The sequence below is a fragment of the Bacillus sp. JNUCC-22 genome (genome assembly GCF_018861275.1).
In the GTDB taxonomy this organism is placed as follows: Bacteria; Bacillota; Bacilli; order Bacillales; family Bacillaceae; genus Bacillus; species Bacillus velezensis.
Genome location: NZ_CP076408.1, coordinates 1,372,014 through 1,388,305 on the forward strand (window position 1 = coordinate 1,372,014; position 16,292 = coordinate 1,388,305).

Below are 16,292 nucleotides of genomic sequence, written 5' to 3' on the forward strand. Positions count from 1 at the left end.
CATATGCAGAAAGCATTAATGATATATGCAAGCATGTCGGGGAATACAGAGGATATTGCCGGCATTATAAAAGAAACACTGAGCGAGCATCAGATAGCAGTTGACTGCCTCGACATGGACGAGGCAGATGCGGATTCTCTCGAAGCATATGATTATGTTTTTGTCGGCACGTACACATGGGGGGACGGTGATCTTCCTTACGAAGCGGAAGATTTTTACGAAGATATTCTGCACAGCCAGCTCAACGGACTGAAAACGGCTTGTTTCGGTTCAGGCGATCACGCCTACCCGAAGTTTTGTGAAGCGGTCACGCTGTTTTACGATGCGTTTGAACAGGCCGGAGCCAATTTATATCCGGAAACGCTGAAAATCGAGCTGGCGCCCGAGACGGCTGAAGATCAAGAATGCTGCAAAGAATTTGTCCGCGGTTTTCTTGCATGGGCCGCACACCACGGAGACCGGTGCCATGTTTCATAAAGGCGCGACGGCTGTCATGGCATCAGTGACCTCAGGATATTTTGTCGCAGTGAAAGACGAAGGTATTTTTCATTTTTCCGCGGAAGAAGGCTGGAAAAGACTGTTCCGAGTGAAAAGCAGAATTCATGTGCTGACTTACATAGGGCCTTACATATTCGCCGCTGGAGAAAAAGGCGCCGTCCTCAGATCAGCCGATCAGGGAAAGACTTGGACGGCCTCCCGATTTCCGACCAGCGCCTCCGTATGGGCCGTTGCCGGGCGGAATGACGGGTTTGTCTGTGCGCACGGCACATACTGCCTCTACATATCTGATGATTTCGGCGTCACTTGGCATGTGGCTAAGCCCTTTTCACAATTAAAGGAGCCGCCTGTCATCCGTTCGCTTTGTTTACACGGGCAGACGATTTATATCGGCACCCGGATTCATATGAATCATGGCGGCATTTGGGCGTATGATCTTATGGAAGAACGCATCCGGCGTATAAGCCGCGAAAGGCAGCGCATGACGGCTTCAATGATGATGTATCAGAATGACTGGCTCATTGCAGCAAAGGGCGCGGCAAAGGGAGAACGGGGGGAGGTTGCCGTCCGAAACGTGCGGACGCAAGAGGAGTTTGCCATTACAGCCGGACCCGCCGTACGGGAAAAATCATTTCTCGACGTTTCTGAGGATAACGGGATTATTTATGTCACATCGTCACAGGACGAAAACGGATTTTCGCGTATTTATCAAGCTGATCTCGCCGCCGGTGAATTAAAGTGGTTTGATACGATCCGCGGTCACGGATGGCGGGTGGCCAACCGGGAAGAAAACTTTTTTTGCGCGGGCCTTTACGAAAGTAAGTTTGTCAGACCGTATGAGGCGGTTCGGCTCGCACATTAGTTTTTATGCATAAAGGAGAGACGAAGATGGGGAATGTATTGCTTGTTTACGCCACAATGTCAGGAAACACCGAGGCGATGGCGGATTTAATTGAAAAAGGGCTGATCGAAGCACAAGCATCCGTAGACAGATATGAAGCTATGGATATTCATGCCGAACTTTTTAATGATTACGAGTATATTTTATTAGGCACATATACGTGGGGAGACGGGGATCTTCCTGATGAAATGCTCGATATTGCTGAAGATATGGAAAACCTGGAGTTTATAGGAAAAACATTTGCTTTGTTCGGTTCCGGAGATACGTCCTATGAGTTTTTTTGCGGAGCGGTTGACGAATTGGAAAAAGTAATCACAGCCCGCGGCGGGCGGGTGGTGCTGCCGTCGGTCAAAATTGAAAACAACCCTGAGGGCAGTGAGGAAGAAGAGCTCCGGGAATTCGGAAGACAGTTTGCCGCGCTGTGCAGCCAGCCGGCAGAATAAAGGCTTGTTCCTTTTTTTCTTGTCTTTGTATCCTTCCTTTGTTACAGTAATGAGGTAGAAAATCAGAGGAGGACAATACATATGAAAATGATGGATGCAAATGAAATTATTTCATTTATTCAAAATAGTACAAAATCAACGCCTGTAAAAGTGTATGTAAAAGGCGATCTTGAAGGAATCAGCTTTGGCGATTCCGCTAAAACATTCCTGAACGGCCAATCCGGCGTCGTTTTTGGCGAGTGGGCTGAAATTAAAAGCGCAATCGAAGAAAACAAAGACAAAATTGAGGATTACGTCATTGAAAATGACCGCCGCAACTCTGCGATCCCGATGCTTGATTTAAAAGATGTTAAAGCGAGAATCGAGCCCGGCGCTATTATCCGCGACCAAGTCGAAATCGGCGACAATGCCGTTATCATGATGGGTGCATCTATTAATATCGGTTCAGTCATCGGCGAAGGTACGATGATTGATATGAACGTTGTTCTCGGTGGACGCGCGACTGTCGGCAAAAACTGCCACATCGGAGCGGGTTCTGTATTAGCGGGCGTTATTGAGCCGCCTAGCGCTAAGCCTGTTGTCGTGGAAGACGACGTTGTGATCGGCGCAAATGCGGTTGTGCTTGAAGGCGTAACAATCGGTAAAGGCGCGGTTGTCGCTGCCGGAGCCATCGTTGTAAATGACGTCGAGCCATATACCGTTGTAGCGGGAACACCTGCGAAAAAAATCAAAGATATCGATGAAAAAACAAAAGGCAAAACAGAAATCAAACAGGAATTACGCCAGCTGTAAGGAATGGTTTGATAGAATGGGCGTGGATGATAAAATCCACGCCTTATTCTTATCTCAAGGAGGAATACATATGGAAAAAGAGCGGCTCATTGCCATCCGAAGAGATCTGCACCGCATTCCGGAGATCGGCTTTCAGGAATATAAAACCCAACAGTACCTGCTGAATCTATTGAACCAATATCCGGAGGAAAGAATTGAAATCGAAACTTGGAGAACCGGCATCTTTGTCAAAGTCAACGGCACGGCTCCGGAAAAAATGCTCGCCTACAGAGCGGATATAGACGCTCTGTCGATTGAAGAGCAGACGGGGCTTCCGTTTGCATCTGAACACCCCGGTTTTATGCACGCATGCGGCCACGATATGCACATGACCATCGCGCTCGGCATTATTGATCATTTTGTCCATCATCCCGTCAAACATGATCTGCTCTTTTTATTCCAGCCGGCTGAAGAAGGACCGGGCGGAGCGGAACCGATGCTTGAAAGCGATGTGCTGAAAAAATGGACGCCGGATTTGATTACCGCTCTCCATATAGCACCTGAGCTTCCTGTAGGCACAATCTCCACCAAAAGCGGATTGCTGTTTGCCAATACAAGCGAGCTCGTCATCGATCTTGAGGGGAAAGGCGGACATGCGGCATATCCGCATACAGCAGACGACATGGTCGTTGCCGCGAGCACGCTTGTCACGCAGCTGCAGACGGTCATATCCAGAAATACGGATCCGCTTGACAGTGCTGTGATAACTGTCGGAACGATTACCGGGGGCACGGCGCAAAATATCATCGCAGAGCATGCTCATCTGGAGGGAACCATCCGGACGCTTTCCGGGGAATCAATGTGTATGGTGAAAAAGCGGATTGAAGAGCTTGTCAAAGGAATTGAAATCGGCTTCCGATGCAAAGGAAAAGTCACGTATCCGTCCGTTTATCATCAAGTTTATAATACAAGCGGCCTGACCGAAGAATTTATGCAATTTGTCAGCGATCATCATCTTGCTGACGTGAAAACGGCGAAAGAAGCGATGACCGGAGAAGATTTCGGATATATGCTGAAAAAATATCCCGGCTTTATGTTCTGGCTGGGGGCCGATTCATCCCACGGGCTTCATCACGCAAAGCTGAACCCGGATGAAGATGCGATGGAAACCGCGGTAAATGTCATGGTCGGATATTTTTCGAAGTATGCCAATTAAATCCGAAAAGAAGAATAATCTAACAAAAATTGAGCATTCTACATAACGGAGGTGTTCAATATGACGAAAAAAATTGGAATTGAACAATCTTTATCGGATGTAGAACAGGCGTTAAAACAAAAAGGATATGACGTAGTGATGATGAAGACTCCTGAGGATGCGAAGAATTGTGACTGCTGTGTCGTAACCGGACTTGACAGCAATGTCCAAGGAATTGCCGATACGTCAACTCAGGCTCCCGTCATTACGGCTTCCGGAATGACCGCCGACGAAATCTGCAGCGAAGTGGAAAAAAAATTTCAATAAAAAGAAAAAACCGAAGCTTACGCTTCGGTTTTTCTATTCGGCGGAAGCGGCGTTTTTAAAACGGTCGAGCGCGATTTTTATTTCTCTCCGCAGTACGCGTTCAACCCGCCATTGCTCCATATTTTCTGTTTTGGCAATGATTCTGATTACCATTTCTGACGTGCTTAAATCCTGAACCCCGATGACGTCCGGCCCTTCCTTAATCTGCGGGAGCTCAGCGGCTGCTTTGTCACACGCGGTTTGCAGGATTTGAATGGTTTCATCAAGATTTTTTTCAAGCGGCACTTTAATATCGACAAGCGCCTGCATCGTTCCGCGGGAATGGTTGCTCACATTCGTAATGCCCCGGTTGGGAAGATAGTGAAGCGTGCCGTCAAAGCTCCGGATTTGCGTCGTACGGAGACCGACCTGCTCGACAATGCCGCTGTAGCCGGCAACCGTAATATAATCGCCGACGTCGATCTGTTTTTCCAAAAGGATAAAAAATCCGGTGACGATGTCACTGACAAGCCCCTGAGCCCCGAAGCCGACTGCGAGACCGACCACGCCGGCGCCGGCAATGAGAGCGCTCGGATTGTAGTGAAATAAATCCAAAATCATCACGATAAAAACGAAAATCAGGATGTATCCATATACATTAAGCGCGAGGCTTCGCAAAGTATAAGCACGGCCTGTGGATAGGTTGTTTTGTTGCTCGAATTTCTGAAACAGATGCTTGATCAGCTTTTTTCCTGCCGCCCGGAAAATAAAGTACGCTAAAATAATGAGAGCCAGCTTTATGATGAAAATCCCGGCAGATGTGAGAAGCCCGGCCCAATCAAAGTGTTTTAAATCAATCATAGTGATGTCTTCCTTTCAAGTCTATTGCAGAAAAAGCTAAAAGTGATATACCCGTTTTTAAAATAAAATAAACCTTTTAATAGAAATCAGTTATTTCATTTATGATTTGTTCATATTGCCGGTTTCAATATCATCATTTTTGTGAAGATATGAACTAAGAAATCGCCACACTCATTTTAACATGGTGATTCAGCCAAATGATATCCTTTGGAGGGAAAACAGGAGTACGTTGCCCGGCGAAACTGAAAGCCCCGGCAAAAAACCTTTTTCATAAGGAGGGAAATAAGATGAAATTACGTCAGCAAATGCCTGAATTGACAGGCGCTAAAGCATGGATTAACAGAGAAGTCACGAAGGAACAGCTGGTCGGCGGAAAGCCGGCACTGATTCACTTCTGGTCCGCCAGCTGCCGCATGTGTAAAGAAGCGATGCCTGAGATGAACGAATTTCGTGATAAATATAAAGATCAGCTGAATGTGGTGGCCGTTCACATGCCCCGTTCCGAAGATGATCTTGATCTTGAGAAAATCAAGGAAACAGCGGCTGAACACGATATCTCTCAGCCGATTTACGTCGACAGCGATCATACGCTGACTGAAGCATTTGAAAATGAATATGTGCCGGCTTATTACGTTTTTGATAAAAGCGGACAGTTCCGCCATTTTCAAGCGGGAGGAAGCGGGATGAAAATGCTTGAAAAACGCGTCAGCCGAGTACTTTCAGAATCGGAGCAGGCTTCTGAGTAATCGGGACAATCTCCGTCGGACTATTGTCTCGGTTCCGCAAACCCTTTGCCGTTAGGTAACAGGGTTTTTTTGTGTCTATTGGATAAAAAATTCCAATATGACATGTGTGGCTTAAAAAATAAGAGAAACAGCCGTAAACACGCTGTACCGCTTGTTTTATCCATATCATAATCTTTTACATATTATAGTCGAAAATTGTAGATATTACGCTAATTTTCATTAAACAAGTAATTTCAAGTTATATTTTGAAATGGTTGAATAAATTGGAACTTTGTCCAGAATCCCCTATATGATAAGGGATTTTTGTATATAAAGTACCATTTTCAGAAAATAAGCACTTTTTCATAGAGTAAATAAAATAGTAAAATGATAAAATAATAGTTGATAAAATTACTTTTGTAATCTAATATCTTAATAAAAGCGTTTAAATTTTTGACAGGGGGTTTTACACATGTTTAATGAAAGAGAAGCGCTGCGCTTACGTTTAGAACAATTGAACGAAGCAGAGGTAAAAGTCATTCGTGAATATCAAATAGAACGTGATAAAATATATGCAAAACTGAGAGAATTAGACAATACAGGCAGCCTGTCCGATACAAAAAAAGAGTTTCGTCCGGAGAAAAAAAGTGACTCTCTCCCGGTGCTTGCAGAGCTTGCAGCACAGGAAATGAGAAGCTATCAAAAGCCGCAGACACAACCTCAATCCTCCCAGCCGCAGATGCAGTCTATTACGTCTCTTCCCGCCGGCATTCCAGACGGTTCTACAAGAAGAAGAAGAGGGACGGCGAGACCGGGATCAAAAGCGGCAAAACTGCGCGAAGCAGCGATTAAAACATTGAAACGCCACAATGCAGCGATCAAAAGTTCCGAACTGCAAAAGGAAATTGAAAAGGAAAGCGGCCTTGAAATTCCTAATATGACAACATTTATGCAAAGCTTAATTAAAATGTATCCGGAAGTGAAAAAACCATACCGCGGCCAATATATTCTTGAGGGAGAAATTTCTCAGGAAACATCAGAAACGGCAAATGATACGGCTGCTGAATAATAAAACAGTAAAAACTGCTTGCGTTACTCAAGCAGTTTTTTTGCGTTTTCCCGCTTATTCTGTGGAAGTGACGCATCTTTTCCCGGCTTTTTTTCAAGCTTGACGACATATTTTTGGAAAGGCTTTTCGCCGTCAGCACGTTCTTTCAACGCATCCAGTTTTTCATCAAACGACTGATCGCGGGACTCTGATTGTACAAATTGTTTTTGCAGGGAGATGACTTGTTCGGTAACGGCTTTAAGCAAGTCTTCTGCCTGAACAGTCTCTTTAGAAACAGAAGGGATTTCCAGAGCTTGTTCCGCCGGTTCCGCCGTGCGGCTGTCAATATCAGCAAAATGGCCGGCAATCCAAGCATCACTTTCGTCCAGCTGCCGTTTATACGAAAGAATGGTTTCTTGAAATAACTTTTCTTTCGTTTTTTCTATTTCTACAAGCCGTTCTTTTGTTTCTAGTATTCGATCTCTCATATGATTAATTTCTATTTTAATATGTTTGAGCTGGTATTCTTTTTCTATCATTTGTGTTTGGAGCCGGGTATTTTCGTCTGCAGCGGCATGATAACGCTGTTTCATATCTTCGTGAGAAGTCCGTTCAGTTTGAATGGCGGTCTCAAGTGAGCGGATGCGGGTATGTAAGTTTTTATTTTCTTCTTCAAATTTTACATTTGTAAGATGCAGACGGTGCTTTTCTTCCATCTCATTTTTCCGCCGAAACGTTTCCTGCTGAAGCAGTTCTTGCAGAATGACGATTTTATCGAGCAGCCCGGCTCTGATTTCATGCAAAGAACGTTCCGTGTCACTTGTCTGTTTGTGTTTTTGAGCCATGGCTTCCAATTCGTCAGAAAGCTTGTGAAGCCGCTCTTTAATATTGGCGTTTTCCTCCTGAAGCTTATTATTTTTTTGATGGAAGTAGCTTGCTTCAAATTCTGAAATTAATTTTCTGCATCTGGAAAGTTCGGATTTCAAGTAAAGGTTCTCTTGAGAAGTGTCGTGGAAAAACGGACCGGATATTTTCATAAGAACCATCTCCCTCATGATGTTAACACTACAATATGGGAAAGGATCAACGGCTATTCCTCTTAATTAAACAGACAAGCACCGTAATATTGTATTTCGGCTGAGGCGTTTGCTATGCTTTTATATAGAATGGGAGAGAGATGACATGAAACGGGTGAATGTAATATTAGCGGGGGGAGCTTCCCGAAGATTCGGAGAACCGAAAGCTTTTGCAAAGTGGAAGGGCGGCATGTTTTATGAACAGGCGAAAAAAGCCTTCGGCGGCGGAGAAACGGTAATTATCAGCCGCCCTGAACATATAAAAAAGTTCTTATCAAACAGGGAGCGGCATGTTTTTGCCGATGAGCCGCGGTTTCGGGGAATGGGCCCGCTTGCCGGCATCTATACGGCAATGAAACAAACGGAAGGCGAAATATATACGGTCATATCCTGTGACACGCCGCTCGTGAAAAGAAAAACGATGGCGGCGCTTGAAATGAAGCTGACCGGAAACCTGGACGCTGTCATACCGGTTTGTGAAAACAGAGAGCAGCCCCTCTTGGCGGTTTATCATAAGCGGGTGCAGGATGTGCTTTTTGATCAGCTGACACAAAACAAACTGAAAATGACAGACACGCTGAAACGGCTGTCTGTCTGTTATGTGCAGGCTGAAGACATCGGCGCCGGGCCGGAGGAGTTCGCTAATATCAACACACAGGACGATTACACCAGACTTTTGGCGCATGTCGAGTCTTCAAATCAAGACTGATCGGGAAGAAACATGGTATGATGAAATAAAAATGCAAGGGGACAACACAGATGGAAGAGCGCTATTCGCGGCAGACAAGATTTAAGCCGATAGGGGAAAAAGGGCAGCAGGCGCTGGCTGACAGCAGTGTCCTGATTGTCGGAGCCGGAGCCCTCGGAACAGCAGCGGCAGAGGGCCTGGCAAGAGCCGGAGCGGGCCGTATGGCGATTATTGACCGGGATTATGTGGAATGGAGCAATTTACAAAGACAGCAGCTGTATACAGAAGAAGACGCGAGACAGCGCCTGCCGAAAGCAATGGCGGCCAAGGCGCGTCTTTTGGCGGTAAACAGTGATATACATATCGATGCTTACGCGGCGGAAGGTACGGCGGAAACGCTCGAACCGCTGATCGAACAAGCGGATTGCATCGTGGATGCGACAGATAATTTTGAAACGAGAATGGTCATCAATGATCTGGCGCTGAAAACGAAAACACCTTGGATTTACGGTGCCTGTGTCAGCAGTCAGGGAATGTGCATGACGATTATTCCGGGGGTTACGCCGTGTTTATCCTGCCTGTTTGAGCAAATGCCCGTGGGCGGAGCGACATGTGATACAGCAGGCATCATACCTCCGGCGGTTCATATCGTCTCCGCTTATCAGCAGGCTGAGGCGCTGAAATTGCTGACAGGAAATCATGCGGCGGTAAATCGGCGCTTTTTCACGTTTGACGTGTGGAATAACACCAATATGAGCATAAATGTGGATCAGATCAAACGGGATCATTGCCCTTCCTGCGGCGCGGAGCCCGTATATCCGTATCTGCAGCCTGAAAACAGGCCGAAAGCAAGCGTGCTGTGCGGAAGAGACACCGTTCAAATCAGATCGGAAGCCTTAAAGAGGCTGGATAAAGAAGAGCTTGTCAAACGTCTGAAGCAGATCGGTAAAGTGGAAGCAAATGAATTTCTGCTGCACATGGCGTATGAGCGCTTCAGAATCGTTATTTTTCAGGACGGACGGGCTTTGATTCACGGTACAAACGATATAAAAGAAGCAAATTCAGTTCTGGCCAGGGTGATCGGACTGTAGGAAGGGGAGATATTGCTATGCTTGAAAAAAGAACGCCGATTCAGGTGGACGAAGCAGTCCGCCGGGTGAGCCGGTATAAAAAACAGGGGGATACCGAATGGGTGGCGCTTGAGGACAGTCTCCACCGCTATTTGGCGGAGGATGTTAAGGCGGATCATGATGTGCCGGCCTTTAACCGTTCCCCGTATGACGGGTTTGCCATCAGGGCGAGCGATTCAAAAACGGCTTCCCGTGACAATGCCGTCACCTTTGAAGTCATTGACCATATCGGAGCAGGCGCCGTGTCAGAAAAAGAACTCGGGCCTTATGAAGCGGTCCGCATTATGACGGGGGCGCAGATTCCAAAAGGTGCGGATGCCGTAGTGATGCTTGAGCTGACAAAAACGTTTTCTGAAAACGGGACGAATTACATGTCAGTGAAACGCCCTTTTCATGCGGGTGATAATATTTCATATCAAGGAGAAGATGCGAAAAAAGGCAGCTCGCTATTAAAAAAAGGGACGAAAATCACGCCGGGCGTAACCGCTCTTTTAGCAACCTTCGGCTATGCTTCTGTTCCAGTGGTCAGAAAGCCGGTTGTCGGCATTATCGCAACGGGGACCGAGCTTCTTCATGTCAGCGATCCGCTTGAGCCGGGGAAAATCCGCAACAGCAACGCTGCCATGGTGTATGCCCAGGTCATTGAAGCGGGCGCGGTACCGCTGAACTTAGGGAAAATTTCCGATGATTTTGATGACAGCTATGATGCGGTGAAGGAAGCTATGAAAAAAGTTGATTTTCTGATCACGACCGGCGGCGTGTCAGTCGGCGATTTTGATTTTCTTCCAGACATTTATAATAAGCTCGGAGCGGAAGTTCTTTTTAACAAAGTGGCAATGCGCCCGGGGAGCGTGACAACTGTCGCCCGGGCCGATGACATGCTGCTGTTCGGCCTTTCAGGCAATCCGTCCGCATGTTATGTCGGATTCACCCTGTTTGTCAAACCGATGATTCAGACATGGCTTCTGAATGAAAAACCTCATTCCGGATGGGCGGAAGCCGTGTTAACAAACGACTTTCCGAAACCGAATCCATTTACGAGATTTGTGAGGGCGTTTGTTTATCATAAGGACGGAAAGATGATGGCGTCACCGGTCGGTCTCGACAAATCAAGCTCAGTCACATCTCTAGCCGAAGCAAACGCGTTTATCCTTCTGCCGGGAGGAACGAGGGGGTATGAAGCGGGCCGGACGGTTCACGCGCTCCTCATCCGTGATGAGAATGGAAGTGAATGGCCGTGGTCAATTCTTTCCCGATCGTCCAGATCGTAGGTTTTCAAAACAGCGGTAAAACAACGTTTATTGAACGTGTGCTGAAAGCGGCGCCGAAAGAGTGCGATATTGGATGTTTAAAACATCACGGACACGGCGGAGAACCGGAACCTTTTTCTGACGGAAAAGACTCGGAGCGTTTTTCAAAAGCCGGGGCCGCGGTTACGGGAGTAGAAGGGGATGGCGTCCTGCAGCTTACGGCGCGAAAAAAATGGGATCTGGCGGGTTTGATCAGTCTGTATGAATGCCTGGGAATTGACGGTCTTCTCATAGAGGGATTTAAACATGCGCCGCATCCGAAAATCATTATGATCAAAGACAGCGAAGATTGGCAAAAGCTGAAGCATTTGGAGCGCGTGATCGCGGTTATCAGCAGAAATACGGAGCATATGCCGGCAGATGCAGGCATGCCCGTTTTCCATGCGGACGATCCGGCTGCCATGATGTTTGTGCTTTCGCAGCTGAAAGGGGAATCTGCATAAATGGAACGTTTTCAAATTACAAGGGAACCTATCATTGCGGAAAATATCGTAAAAAAAGTTGAAAAGCGTGAAGCCGGCGCCATCACAACGTTTATCGGCACGGTCAGAGAGTGGACTGCCGGACGGCGGACGGTGCGTCTCGAATATGAAGCGTATGAACCGATGGCTGTTCAAATGCTTTCTCAAATCGGCGATGAAATCAGTGCGAAATGGGAAGGAGCCGAAGCTGCAATCACTCACCGTGTCGGCGTCCTTGATATCGGAGAAGCAGCGGTCGTAATCGCCGTGTCTTCTCCGCACAGAAAGGCGGCATATGAGGCGAATGAATATGCAATTGAACGGATAAAACAGATTGTGCCGATATGGAAAAAAGAAATCTGGGAAGACGGAGAAGAATGGATAGGCGATCAGCTGGAAACAACGCCCTATCCGAACGGAAAACCGGATTTGCATAAAGGGGAATCGCGATGATTAAAGTATTATTGTTTGCCGGGCTTGCGGAGCAGGCGGGAACACCGGTCATTGAACTTGACGAAAAAGAGACGGCGGCGTCTGCTGTAAAAACGCTGCTAAAGGAACGGTACGGCCTTCAGACGATTGACAATGCCATGATCGCAATCAATGAAACATATGTAAAAGACAACAGCATCGTAACAGAAGGTGATACCATTGCCTTTATCCCTCCTGTAAGCGGAGGGTGAAAAAAGAGCCGGATGTGCATCATTGCCATCCGGCTTTTTTGTATATAGGCGCTGAATTCCAGAGAATATCTAAATGGGATTTAAAGGAATTTGCGATTGAGCTGGTTTTGACTGCATGAATAGGCTGAAGACAGTGCCTTCACAAGGCTTTGAGCCTCCCGTCATACCGGTCAGACAATGCTTTTTTTTACATAATTATGGAACGTAAAGCTGAGAATTTGTGTTACAATTTAGCATAAATACGCAAACGGCAAAAAAATTGAAACTTCTCTCAGCCTAAAGCGTACGTATAAACAGAATAATACATAGGAGGCATCAGCAATATGGAACCAAACCTGGAAAAAAGCAATACGGCAGTAACGGAAAAGCCGTCAATTTTCGGCGTCATTACAAGTCCTGTTGTGCAGTTTAAAAGATTAAAAGAAAAGCCGGTCATCGGCATTCCTCTCCTGATTGTCATCATTCTCATCGCGGCCGGCAGTATTTTGCGCGGTCTTGGGATGAATTATGAAGAAGTGCTGAACAGCTCATCTCTTGACGGTTTGACGGATGATCAGATTGAAATGACCAAAACCTTCGCTAAATTCGGCACGATGTTCGGAGGAATCTTCGGGGGCATTATCGCTCTGTTTATCGTTCCGCTCATTTACTGGCTGTGCGTCAAAATTTCAGGCGGCGTGACAACTTACAAAAAAATGCTCTCACTCAGCCTGTTTACGGCATTTATTACCAATATCGGCTTAGTTATTAACGGTCTTGTTACTTATTTTACCGGTGCGGGCTCATTGTATGCCGTAACATCTTTGGCGAGTGTCATACCGGCCGGAGACGGCGTCGCGGTCTTTTTAAGCGCGTTCGACATTTTCAGCATCTGGAGCTATATTCTGCTCGCTTTGGGACTTCGCTATACAGGCGGCATTTCGAAAAAAGCGGCCTGGACTTCCGCGATTGTCCTGTTTGTTATTATGCTTTTAGTTTCGGCAGTCGGAGGACTGTTAAGTTCAGTGACAGCAGGTGTATAACATGAAAAAAATTTGGATCGGAATCGGCATCGCCGTAATTGTTGCAGTATTCATCGGTATCAATATTTATAAGTCTGCCGCTCCCGCGGGCGGCAGCGCCGGGAAAAAAATCGAAACCGGAACCATGGAAAATAGAGAAATCTCCTCTACGGTTATGGTTCCGGGAACACTTAAATTCTCTAAAGAACAGTATGTTTTTTATGAAGCGGATAAAGGAACTCTTGATAAAGTGAAAGTAAAAGAAGGCGACAAAGTAAAAAAAGGATCGTCGTTAGTCACGTATACAAATGAGCAGCTCAATCTTGATAAAGAACAAAACGAGTTGACAGAACAATCAAAACGGATGCAAATCGAACAAGTTGAAGAAAAACTCAGAGCATTAAACAGCAAGGAACAAGATCTGGCAAAACAAGTGGGAGAAGCGGAAGCCAAAAAACAAATTGAATCCGAACGGACTGATCTGCAGCTTCAGCAAAAAACGGCGGAAATCGAATTAAAGCAATCTGATTTGCAAAAGCAGTCTCTTGAAAATCAGGTGGCGAATCTCAATGTTAAGAGTGAGATGGACGGGACGGTAATCTCGGTAAATCAAGAAGCGGCTTCTAAAAAATCGGATATTCAAGAACCGGTTATACATATAGGAGACCCGGAACACCTGATCGTTGCCGGCAATTTGTCCGAATACGACACGCTGAAAGTGAAAAAGGGACAAAGCGTTACGATTACCTCAGACGCCATCCCCGGTAAAACGTGGAAAGGGAGAGTGGCGGCTGTCGGCCTCGTTCCTGATCAAAAGTCAAGCGCTGCTTCAGGGGAAAGCACGGAACAGGCTGTGCAGTATCCGTTTCAGGTTAAGCTGATCGGAAACCTTCCGGAGGGCAAGCCGGGGTTTAAATTAATTATGAACATTGAAACCGACAAACGGAAAGCCGATACGCTGCCGTCCTCCGCGGTCAAAAAAGACGGAGATGAGCACTGGGTCTTTACGGTGAAAGACGGGAAGGCCAAACGCGTGAAAGTTAAAGTCGGCGATACCGCAAATCAGCTTACGGAGATAAAAGAGGGGCTTTCAAAGGATGATAAAGTCATTCTGAATCCGGCTGACGGTTTGACTGATGGAACGGATGTGAAAGCATAGATGATTCAGCTTTCAAAGGTGAAAAAAAGCTATCAGATCGGCAAGGAGACGTTTGATGTTCTCCGTTCAATTGACTTGACGATTGAAGAAGGAGAATATGTGTCAATTATGGGACCGTCGGGATCGGGAAAATCTACGATCATGAATATCATCGGCTGTCTGGACAGACCGACGTCCGGCAGTTACAGGCTTGCGGGCGAAGATGTTTCTTCATGCACTGAAAAAGAGCTTGCGGCGGTCCGGAACAAATCAATCGGATTTGTCTTTCAGCAGTTTCAGCTGCTGCCGCGATTGAATGCAAGAAAAAATGTCGAACTCCCCATGATCTACGCCGGTATCGGCAAAAAAGAGCGTGAGGAACGGGCTGAGCACGCGCTGGAAAAAGTCGGTTTGGCGGATCGGATGCGTCACATGCCGAATGAGCTGTCGGGCGGCCAGAAGCAGCGTGTCGCGATTGCAAGAGCCATCGTGAACGAACCGAAGCTCATTTTAGCTGATGAACCGACCGGCGCGCTGGATACGAAAACAAGCATTTCCATTATGGAGCAGTTCACAGAGCTTAATGCAGAGGGCGTGACCGTGGTGCTCGTCACTCATGAGCCTGAAGTGGCGGACTGTACAAACAGAGTGATTTTCGTCCGTGACGGCATGATCGTTTCCCGCGATGCTGAGCAGAGGAGAGTGGGGGAATGAGCCTGTCAGAAAATCTCCGAATGGCCCTCAGTTCCGTAAGAGCTCACAAGCTGAGATCGATTCTGACAATGCTCGGAATCATTATCGGCGTCGGTTCAGTAATTGTTGTTGTGGCTGTCGGCCAAGGCGGAGAGCAAATGCTGAAGCAATCCATCAGCGGGCCGGGCAATACGATTGAATTGTTTTACATGCCCAGTGATGAAGAATTAACAGCCAATCCGAACGCCTTACAGGAAGCGAGTTTTACAGAAGAAGATATTAATGGATTAAAAGGAGTGGACGGCGTAAAGCAGGTTGTCGCTTCCGCGGTAAAATCCATGACGGCCCGTTACCATGAAGAAGACACGGATATTACGCTGAACGGCATTAACAGCGGCTACATGGACGTAAAAAAACTGGATGTTCAAGATGGACGGACATTTACGGATAATGATTTTCTTTCCGGGAAAAGAGCGGGAATCATCTCGAAAAAAATGGCTGAAAAGCTGTTCGGGAAAACGTCTCCGCTCGGAAAAATCGTCTGGGCCGGCGGACAGCCCGTTGAAGTAATCGGCGTACTGAAAGAAGAGAGCGGCTTTTTATCGTTAGGACTCAGTGAAATGTATGTGCCGTTCAACATGCTGAAAACGTCTTTCGGTACTAACGACTACAGCAACGTTTCCGTTCAGACGGAGTCAGCTGATCAAATCAAATCAACAGGAAAAGAAGCGGCCCGTCTCTTAAATGACAATCACGGTACAAAAGAGGCCTATCAAGTCATGAATATGGAAGAAATCGCGGCGGGCATCGGCCAGGTCACGACCGTCATGACGACGATCATCGGTTCGATCGCCGGTATTTCTCTCATTGTCGGCGGGATCGGGGTCATGAATATTATGCTTGTATCAGTGACGGAACGGACAAGAGAAATCGGCATCCGCAAATCGCTCGGTGCCACGAGAGGACAGATTCTGACACAATTCTTAATTGAATCTGTTGTGCTTACATTAATCGGCGGCTTAATCGGAATCTGTCTCGGCTACGGGGGAGCATCACTCGTTTCCCTTATCGCAGGCTGGCCGTCGCTCGTTTCCTGGCAGGTGGTTTGTATCGGCGTGCTGTTCAGTATGCTGATCGGTGTCATTTTCGGTATGCTGCCCGCCAACAAAGCATCACGCTTAGATCCGATTGAAGCGTTACGGTATGAATAACCCGTACCCCATGCAGTCTGCATGGGGTTTTTTTGTGTTTTAATGATTGAATGAATATAATAGACTTTTTTCATTTATGATAAAAAGAAAATGTCATACAATTGTCCCCCTTTTTGTCGAATTTACAGTTTACAAACCCTATGTACATACGTT

The 16,292-nt window shown here is 46.6% G+C and carries 20 protein-coding genes; 18 read left to right on the forward strand and 2 right to left on the reverse strand.

Annotation, left to right across the window (positions count from 1 at the left end; genetic code table 11):
• Positions 1–3 precede the first annotated feature (3 nt).
• The 6 genes from JNUCC22_RS07140 to JNUCC22_RS07165 all read left to right on the forward strand — a co-directional run bounded on the left by JNUCC22_RS07140 (position 4) and on the right by JNUCC22_RS07165 (position 4,135).
• Complete coding sequence (locus JNUCC22_RS07140; protein ID WP_216062230.1) at positions 4–477, forward strand: flavodoxin; 474 nt, start codon at positions 4–6, stop codon at positions 475–477.
• A complete protein-coding gene (locus JNUCC22_RS07145; protein WP_216062231.1) occupies positions 467–1,360 on the forward strand; it encodes a WD40/YVTN/BNR-like repeat-containing protein in 894 nt (297 codons plus the stop codon). Before JNUCC22_RS07140 ends, JNUCC22_RS07145 begins: the two co-directional genes overlap by 11 nt.
• A gap of 26 nt (positions 1,361–1,386) precedes the next feature.
• Positions 1,387–1,842 (forward strand): flavodoxin, encoded by a 456-nt coding sequence (locus tag JNUCC22_RS07150; protein ID WP_038463794.1) that lies wholly within the window; start codon positions 1,387–1,389, stop codon positions 1,840–1,842.
• Between the two features lie 81 nt (positions 1,843–1,923).
• On the forward strand, positions 1,924–2,634 hold the full coding sequence (gene dapD / locus JNUCC22_RS07155; protein WP_007409623.1) for a 2,3,4,5-tetrahydropyridine-2,6-dicarboxylate N-acetyltransferase: 711 nt from the start codon (positions 1,924–1,926) through the stop codon (positions 2,632–2,634).
• A 70-nt stretch (positions 2,635–2,704) separates the two neighbouring features.
• The gene (locus JNUCC22_RS07160; RefSeq protein ID WP_216062232.1) at positions 2,705–3,829 is read left to right on the forward strand and encodes an N-acetyldiaminopimelate deacetylase; all 1,125 of its coding nucleotides are present in this window, start codon (positions 2,705–2,707) and stop codon (positions 3,827–3,829) included.
• Between the two features lie 60 nt (positions 3,830–3,889).
• On the forward strand, positions 3,890–4,135 hold the full coding sequence (locus tag JNUCC22_RS07165; protein ID WP_216062233.1) for a YkuS family protein: 246 nt from the start codon (positions 3,890–3,892) through the stop codon (positions 4,133–4,135).
• 33 nt (positions 4,136–4,168) lie between these two features.
• Here the strand turns inward: JNUCC22_RS07165 and JNUCC22_RS07170 are convergent, their stop codons facing one another.
• Positions 4,169–4,975 (reverse strand): mechanosensitive ion channel family protein, encoded by an 807-nt coding sequence (locus JNUCC22_RS07170; RefSeq protein WP_038463800.1) that lies wholly within the window; start codon positions 4,973–4,975, stop codon positions 4,169–4,171.
• 287 nt (positions 4,976–5,262) lie between these two features.
• On the opposite strand from JNUCC22_RS07170, the gene JNUCC22_RS07175 reads away from it, so the two are divergent.
• Both JNUCC22_RS07175 and rok read left to right on the forward strand, forming a co-directional pair.
• Positions 5,263–5,721, forward strand: a complete 459-nt coding sequence (locus JNUCC22_RS07175; RefSeq protein ID WP_007611110.1) for a TlpA disulfide reductase family protein — start codon at positions 5,263–5,265, stop codon at positions 5,719–5,721.
• A gap of 451 nt (positions 5,722–6,172) precedes the next feature.
• The gene (gene rok, locus JNUCC22_RS07180) at positions 6,173–6,769 is read left to right on the forward strand and encodes a transcriptional regulator Rok (RefSeq protein WP_082997942.1); all 597 of its coding nucleotides are present in this window, start codon (positions 6,173–6,175) and stop codon (positions 6,767–6,769) included.
• Between the two features lie 23 nt (positions 6,770–6,792).
• Here the strand turns inward: rok and JNUCC22_RS07185 are convergent, their stop codons facing one another.
• Positions 6,793–7,785 (reverse strand): coiled-coil domain-containing protein, encoded by a 993-nt coding sequence (locus JNUCC22_RS07185; RefSeq protein WP_021493753.1) that lies wholly within the window; start codon positions 7,783–7,785, stop codon positions 6,793–6,795.
• Between the two features lie 145 nt (positions 7,786–7,930).
• Between JNUCC22_RS07185 and JNUCC22_RS07190 the strand changes: the two genes are divergently transcribed.
• The 10 genes from JNUCC22_RS07190 (at position 7,931) to JNUCC22_RS07235 (ending at position 16,139) form a co-directional block, all read left to right on the forward strand.
• Positions 7,931–8,533 carry a molybdenum cofactor guanylyltransferase gene (locus JNUCC22_RS07190; protein WP_216062234.1) on the forward strand — a complete coding sequence of 201 codons (603 nt, stop codon included), beginning with the start codon at positions 7,931–7,933 and terminating at the stop codon, positions 8,531–8,533.
• Positions 8,534–8,583: 50 nt separating this feature from the next.
• The gene (locus tag JNUCC22_RS07195; protein WP_007611113.1) at positions 8,584–9,603 is read left to right on the forward strand and encodes a molybdopterin-synthase adenylyltransferase MoeB; all 1,020 of its coding nucleotides are present in this window, start codon (positions 8,584–8,586) and stop codon (positions 9,601–9,603) included.
• Between the two features lie 17 nt (positions 9,604–9,620).
• Positions 9,621–10,913: a molybdopterin molybdotransferase MoeA gene (glp, locus tag JNUCC22_RS07200; RefSeq protein WP_007611114.1), complete on the forward strand. Its 1,293-nt coding sequence runs from the start codon at positions 9,621–9,623 to the stop codon at positions 10,911–10,913.
• Entirely contained in the window at positions 10,874–11,395 is a 522-nt protein-coding gene (mobB, locus tag JNUCC22_RS07205) for a molybdopterin-guanine dinucleotide biosynthesis protein B (RefSeq protein WP_032868152.1), read from the forward strand. The genes glp and mobB overlap by 40 nt, the downstream gene beginning before the upstream one ends.
• The gene (locus JNUCC22_RS07210; protein ID WP_007409632.1) at positions 11,396–11,866 is read left to right on the forward strand and encodes a molybdenum cofactor biosynthesis protein MoaE; all 471 of its coding nucleotides are present in this window, start codon (positions 11,396–11,398) and stop codon (positions 11,864–11,866) included. It abuts the gene before it with no gap.
• Entirely contained in the window at positions 11,863–12,096 is a 234-nt protein-coding gene (moaD, locus tag JNUCC22_RS07215) for a molybdopterin converting factor subunit 1 (protein WP_007409633.1), read from the forward strand. The genes JNUCC22_RS07210 and moaD overlap by 4 nt, the downstream gene beginning before the upstream one ends.
• Before the next feature lie 323 nt (positions 12,097–12,419).
• Positions 12,420–13,118 carry a YknW family membrane protein gene (locus tag JNUCC22_RS07220; RefSeq protein ID WP_025284664.1) on the forward strand — a complete coding sequence of 233 codons (699 nt, stop codon included), beginning with the start codon at positions 12,420–12,422 and terminating at the stop codon, positions 13,116–13,118.
• Between the two features lies 1 nt (position 13,119).
• Positions 13,120–14,256: an efflux RND transporter periplasmic adaptor subunit gene (locus tag JNUCC22_RS07225; protein WP_012117453.1), complete on the forward strand. Its 1,137-nt coding sequence runs from the start codon at positions 13,120–13,122 to the stop codon at positions 14,254–14,256.
• Entirely contained in the window at positions 14,257–14,949 is a 693-nt protein-coding gene (locus JNUCC22_RS07230) for an ABC transporter ATP-binding protein (RefSeq protein WP_007409637.1), read from the forward strand.
• On the forward strand, positions 14,946–16,139 hold the full coding sequence (locus JNUCC22_RS07235) for an ABC transporter permease (RefSeq protein ID WP_025284665.1): 1,194 nt from the start codon (positions 14,946–14,948) through the stop codon (positions 16,137–16,139). Before JNUCC22_RS07230 ends, JNUCC22_RS07235 begins: the two co-directional genes overlap by 4 nt.
• The last annotated feature ends 153 nt before the right edge of the window (positions 16,140–16,292 follow it).

Coding starts and splice junctions, on each gene's coding strand:
- JNUCC22_RS07140 (WP_216062230.1), top strand. CDS start 4: ATGCAGAAAGCATTAATGATATATGCAAGCATGTCGGGGAATACAGAG.
- JNUCC22_RS07145 (WP_216062231.1), top strand. CDS start 467: ATGTTTCATAAAGGCGCGACGGCTGTCATGGCATCAGTGACCTCAGGA.
- JNUCC22_RS07150 (WP_038463794.1), top strand. CDS start 1,387: ATGGGGAATGTATTGCTTGTTTACGCCACAATGTCAGGAAACACCGAG.
- dapD (WP_007409623.1), top strand. CDS start 1,924: ATGAAAATGATGGATGCAAATGAAATTATTTCATTTATTCAAAATAGT.
- JNUCC22_RS07160 (WP_216062232.1), top strand. CDS start 2,705: ATGGAAAAAGAGCGGCTCATTGCCATCCGAAGAGATCTGCACCGCATT.
- JNUCC22_RS07165 (WP_216062233.1), top strand. CDS start 3,890: ATGACGAAAAAAATTGGAATTGAACAATCTTTATCGGATGTAGAACAG.
- JNUCC22_RS07170 (WP_038463800.1), bottom strand. CDS start 4,975: ATGATTGATTTAAAACACTTTGATTGGGCCGGGCTTCTCACATCTGCC.
- JNUCC22_RS07175 (WP_007611110.1), top strand. CDS start 5,263: ATGAAATTACGTCAGCAAATGCCTGAATTGACAGGCGCTAAAGCATGG.
- rok (WP_082997942.1), top strand. CDS start 6,173: ATGTTTAATGAAAGAGAAGCGCTGCGCTTACGTTTAGAACAATTGAAC.
- JNUCC22_RS07185 (WP_021493753.1), bottom strand. CDS start 7,785: ATGAAAATATCCGGTCCGTTTTTCCACGACACTTCTCAAGAGAACCTT.
- JNUCC22_RS07190 (WP_216062234.1), top strand. CDS start 7,931: ATGAAACGGGTGAATGTAATATTAGCGGGGGGAGCTTCCCGAAGATTC.
- JNUCC22_RS07195 (WP_007611113.1), top strand. CDS start 8,584: ATGGAAGAGCGCTATTCGCGGCAGACAAGATTTAAGCCGATAGGGGAA.
- glp (WP_007611114.1), top strand. CDS start 9,621: ATGCTTGAAAAAAGAACGCCGATTCAGGTGGACGAAGCAGTCCGCCGG.
- mobB (WP_032868152.1), top strand. CDS start 10,874: ATGGCCGTGGTCAATTCTTTCCCGATCGTCCAGATCGTAGGTTTTCAA.
- JNUCC22_RS07210 (WP_007409632.1), top strand. CDS start 11,396: ATGGAACGTTTTCAAATTACAAGGGAACCTATCATTGCGGAAAATATC.
- moaD (WP_007409633.1), top strand. CDS start 11,863: ATGATTAAAGTATTATTGTTTGCCGGGCTTGCGGAGCAGGCGGGAACA.
- JNUCC22_RS07220 (WP_025284664.1), top strand. CDS start 12,420: ATGGAACCAAACCTGGAAAAAAGCAATACGGCAGTAACGGAAAAGCCG.
- JNUCC22_RS07225 (WP_012117453.1), top strand. CDS start 13,120: ATGAAAAAAATTTGGATCGGAATCGGCATCGCCGTAATTGTTGCAGTA.
- JNUCC22_RS07230 (WP_007409637.1), top strand. CDS start 14,257: ATGATTCAGCTTTCAAAGGTGAAAAAAAGCTATCAGATCGGCAAGGAG.
- JNUCC22_RS07235 (WP_025284665.1), top strand. CDS start 14,946: ATGAGCCTGTCAGAAAATCTCCGAATGGCCCTCAGTTCCGTAAGAGCT.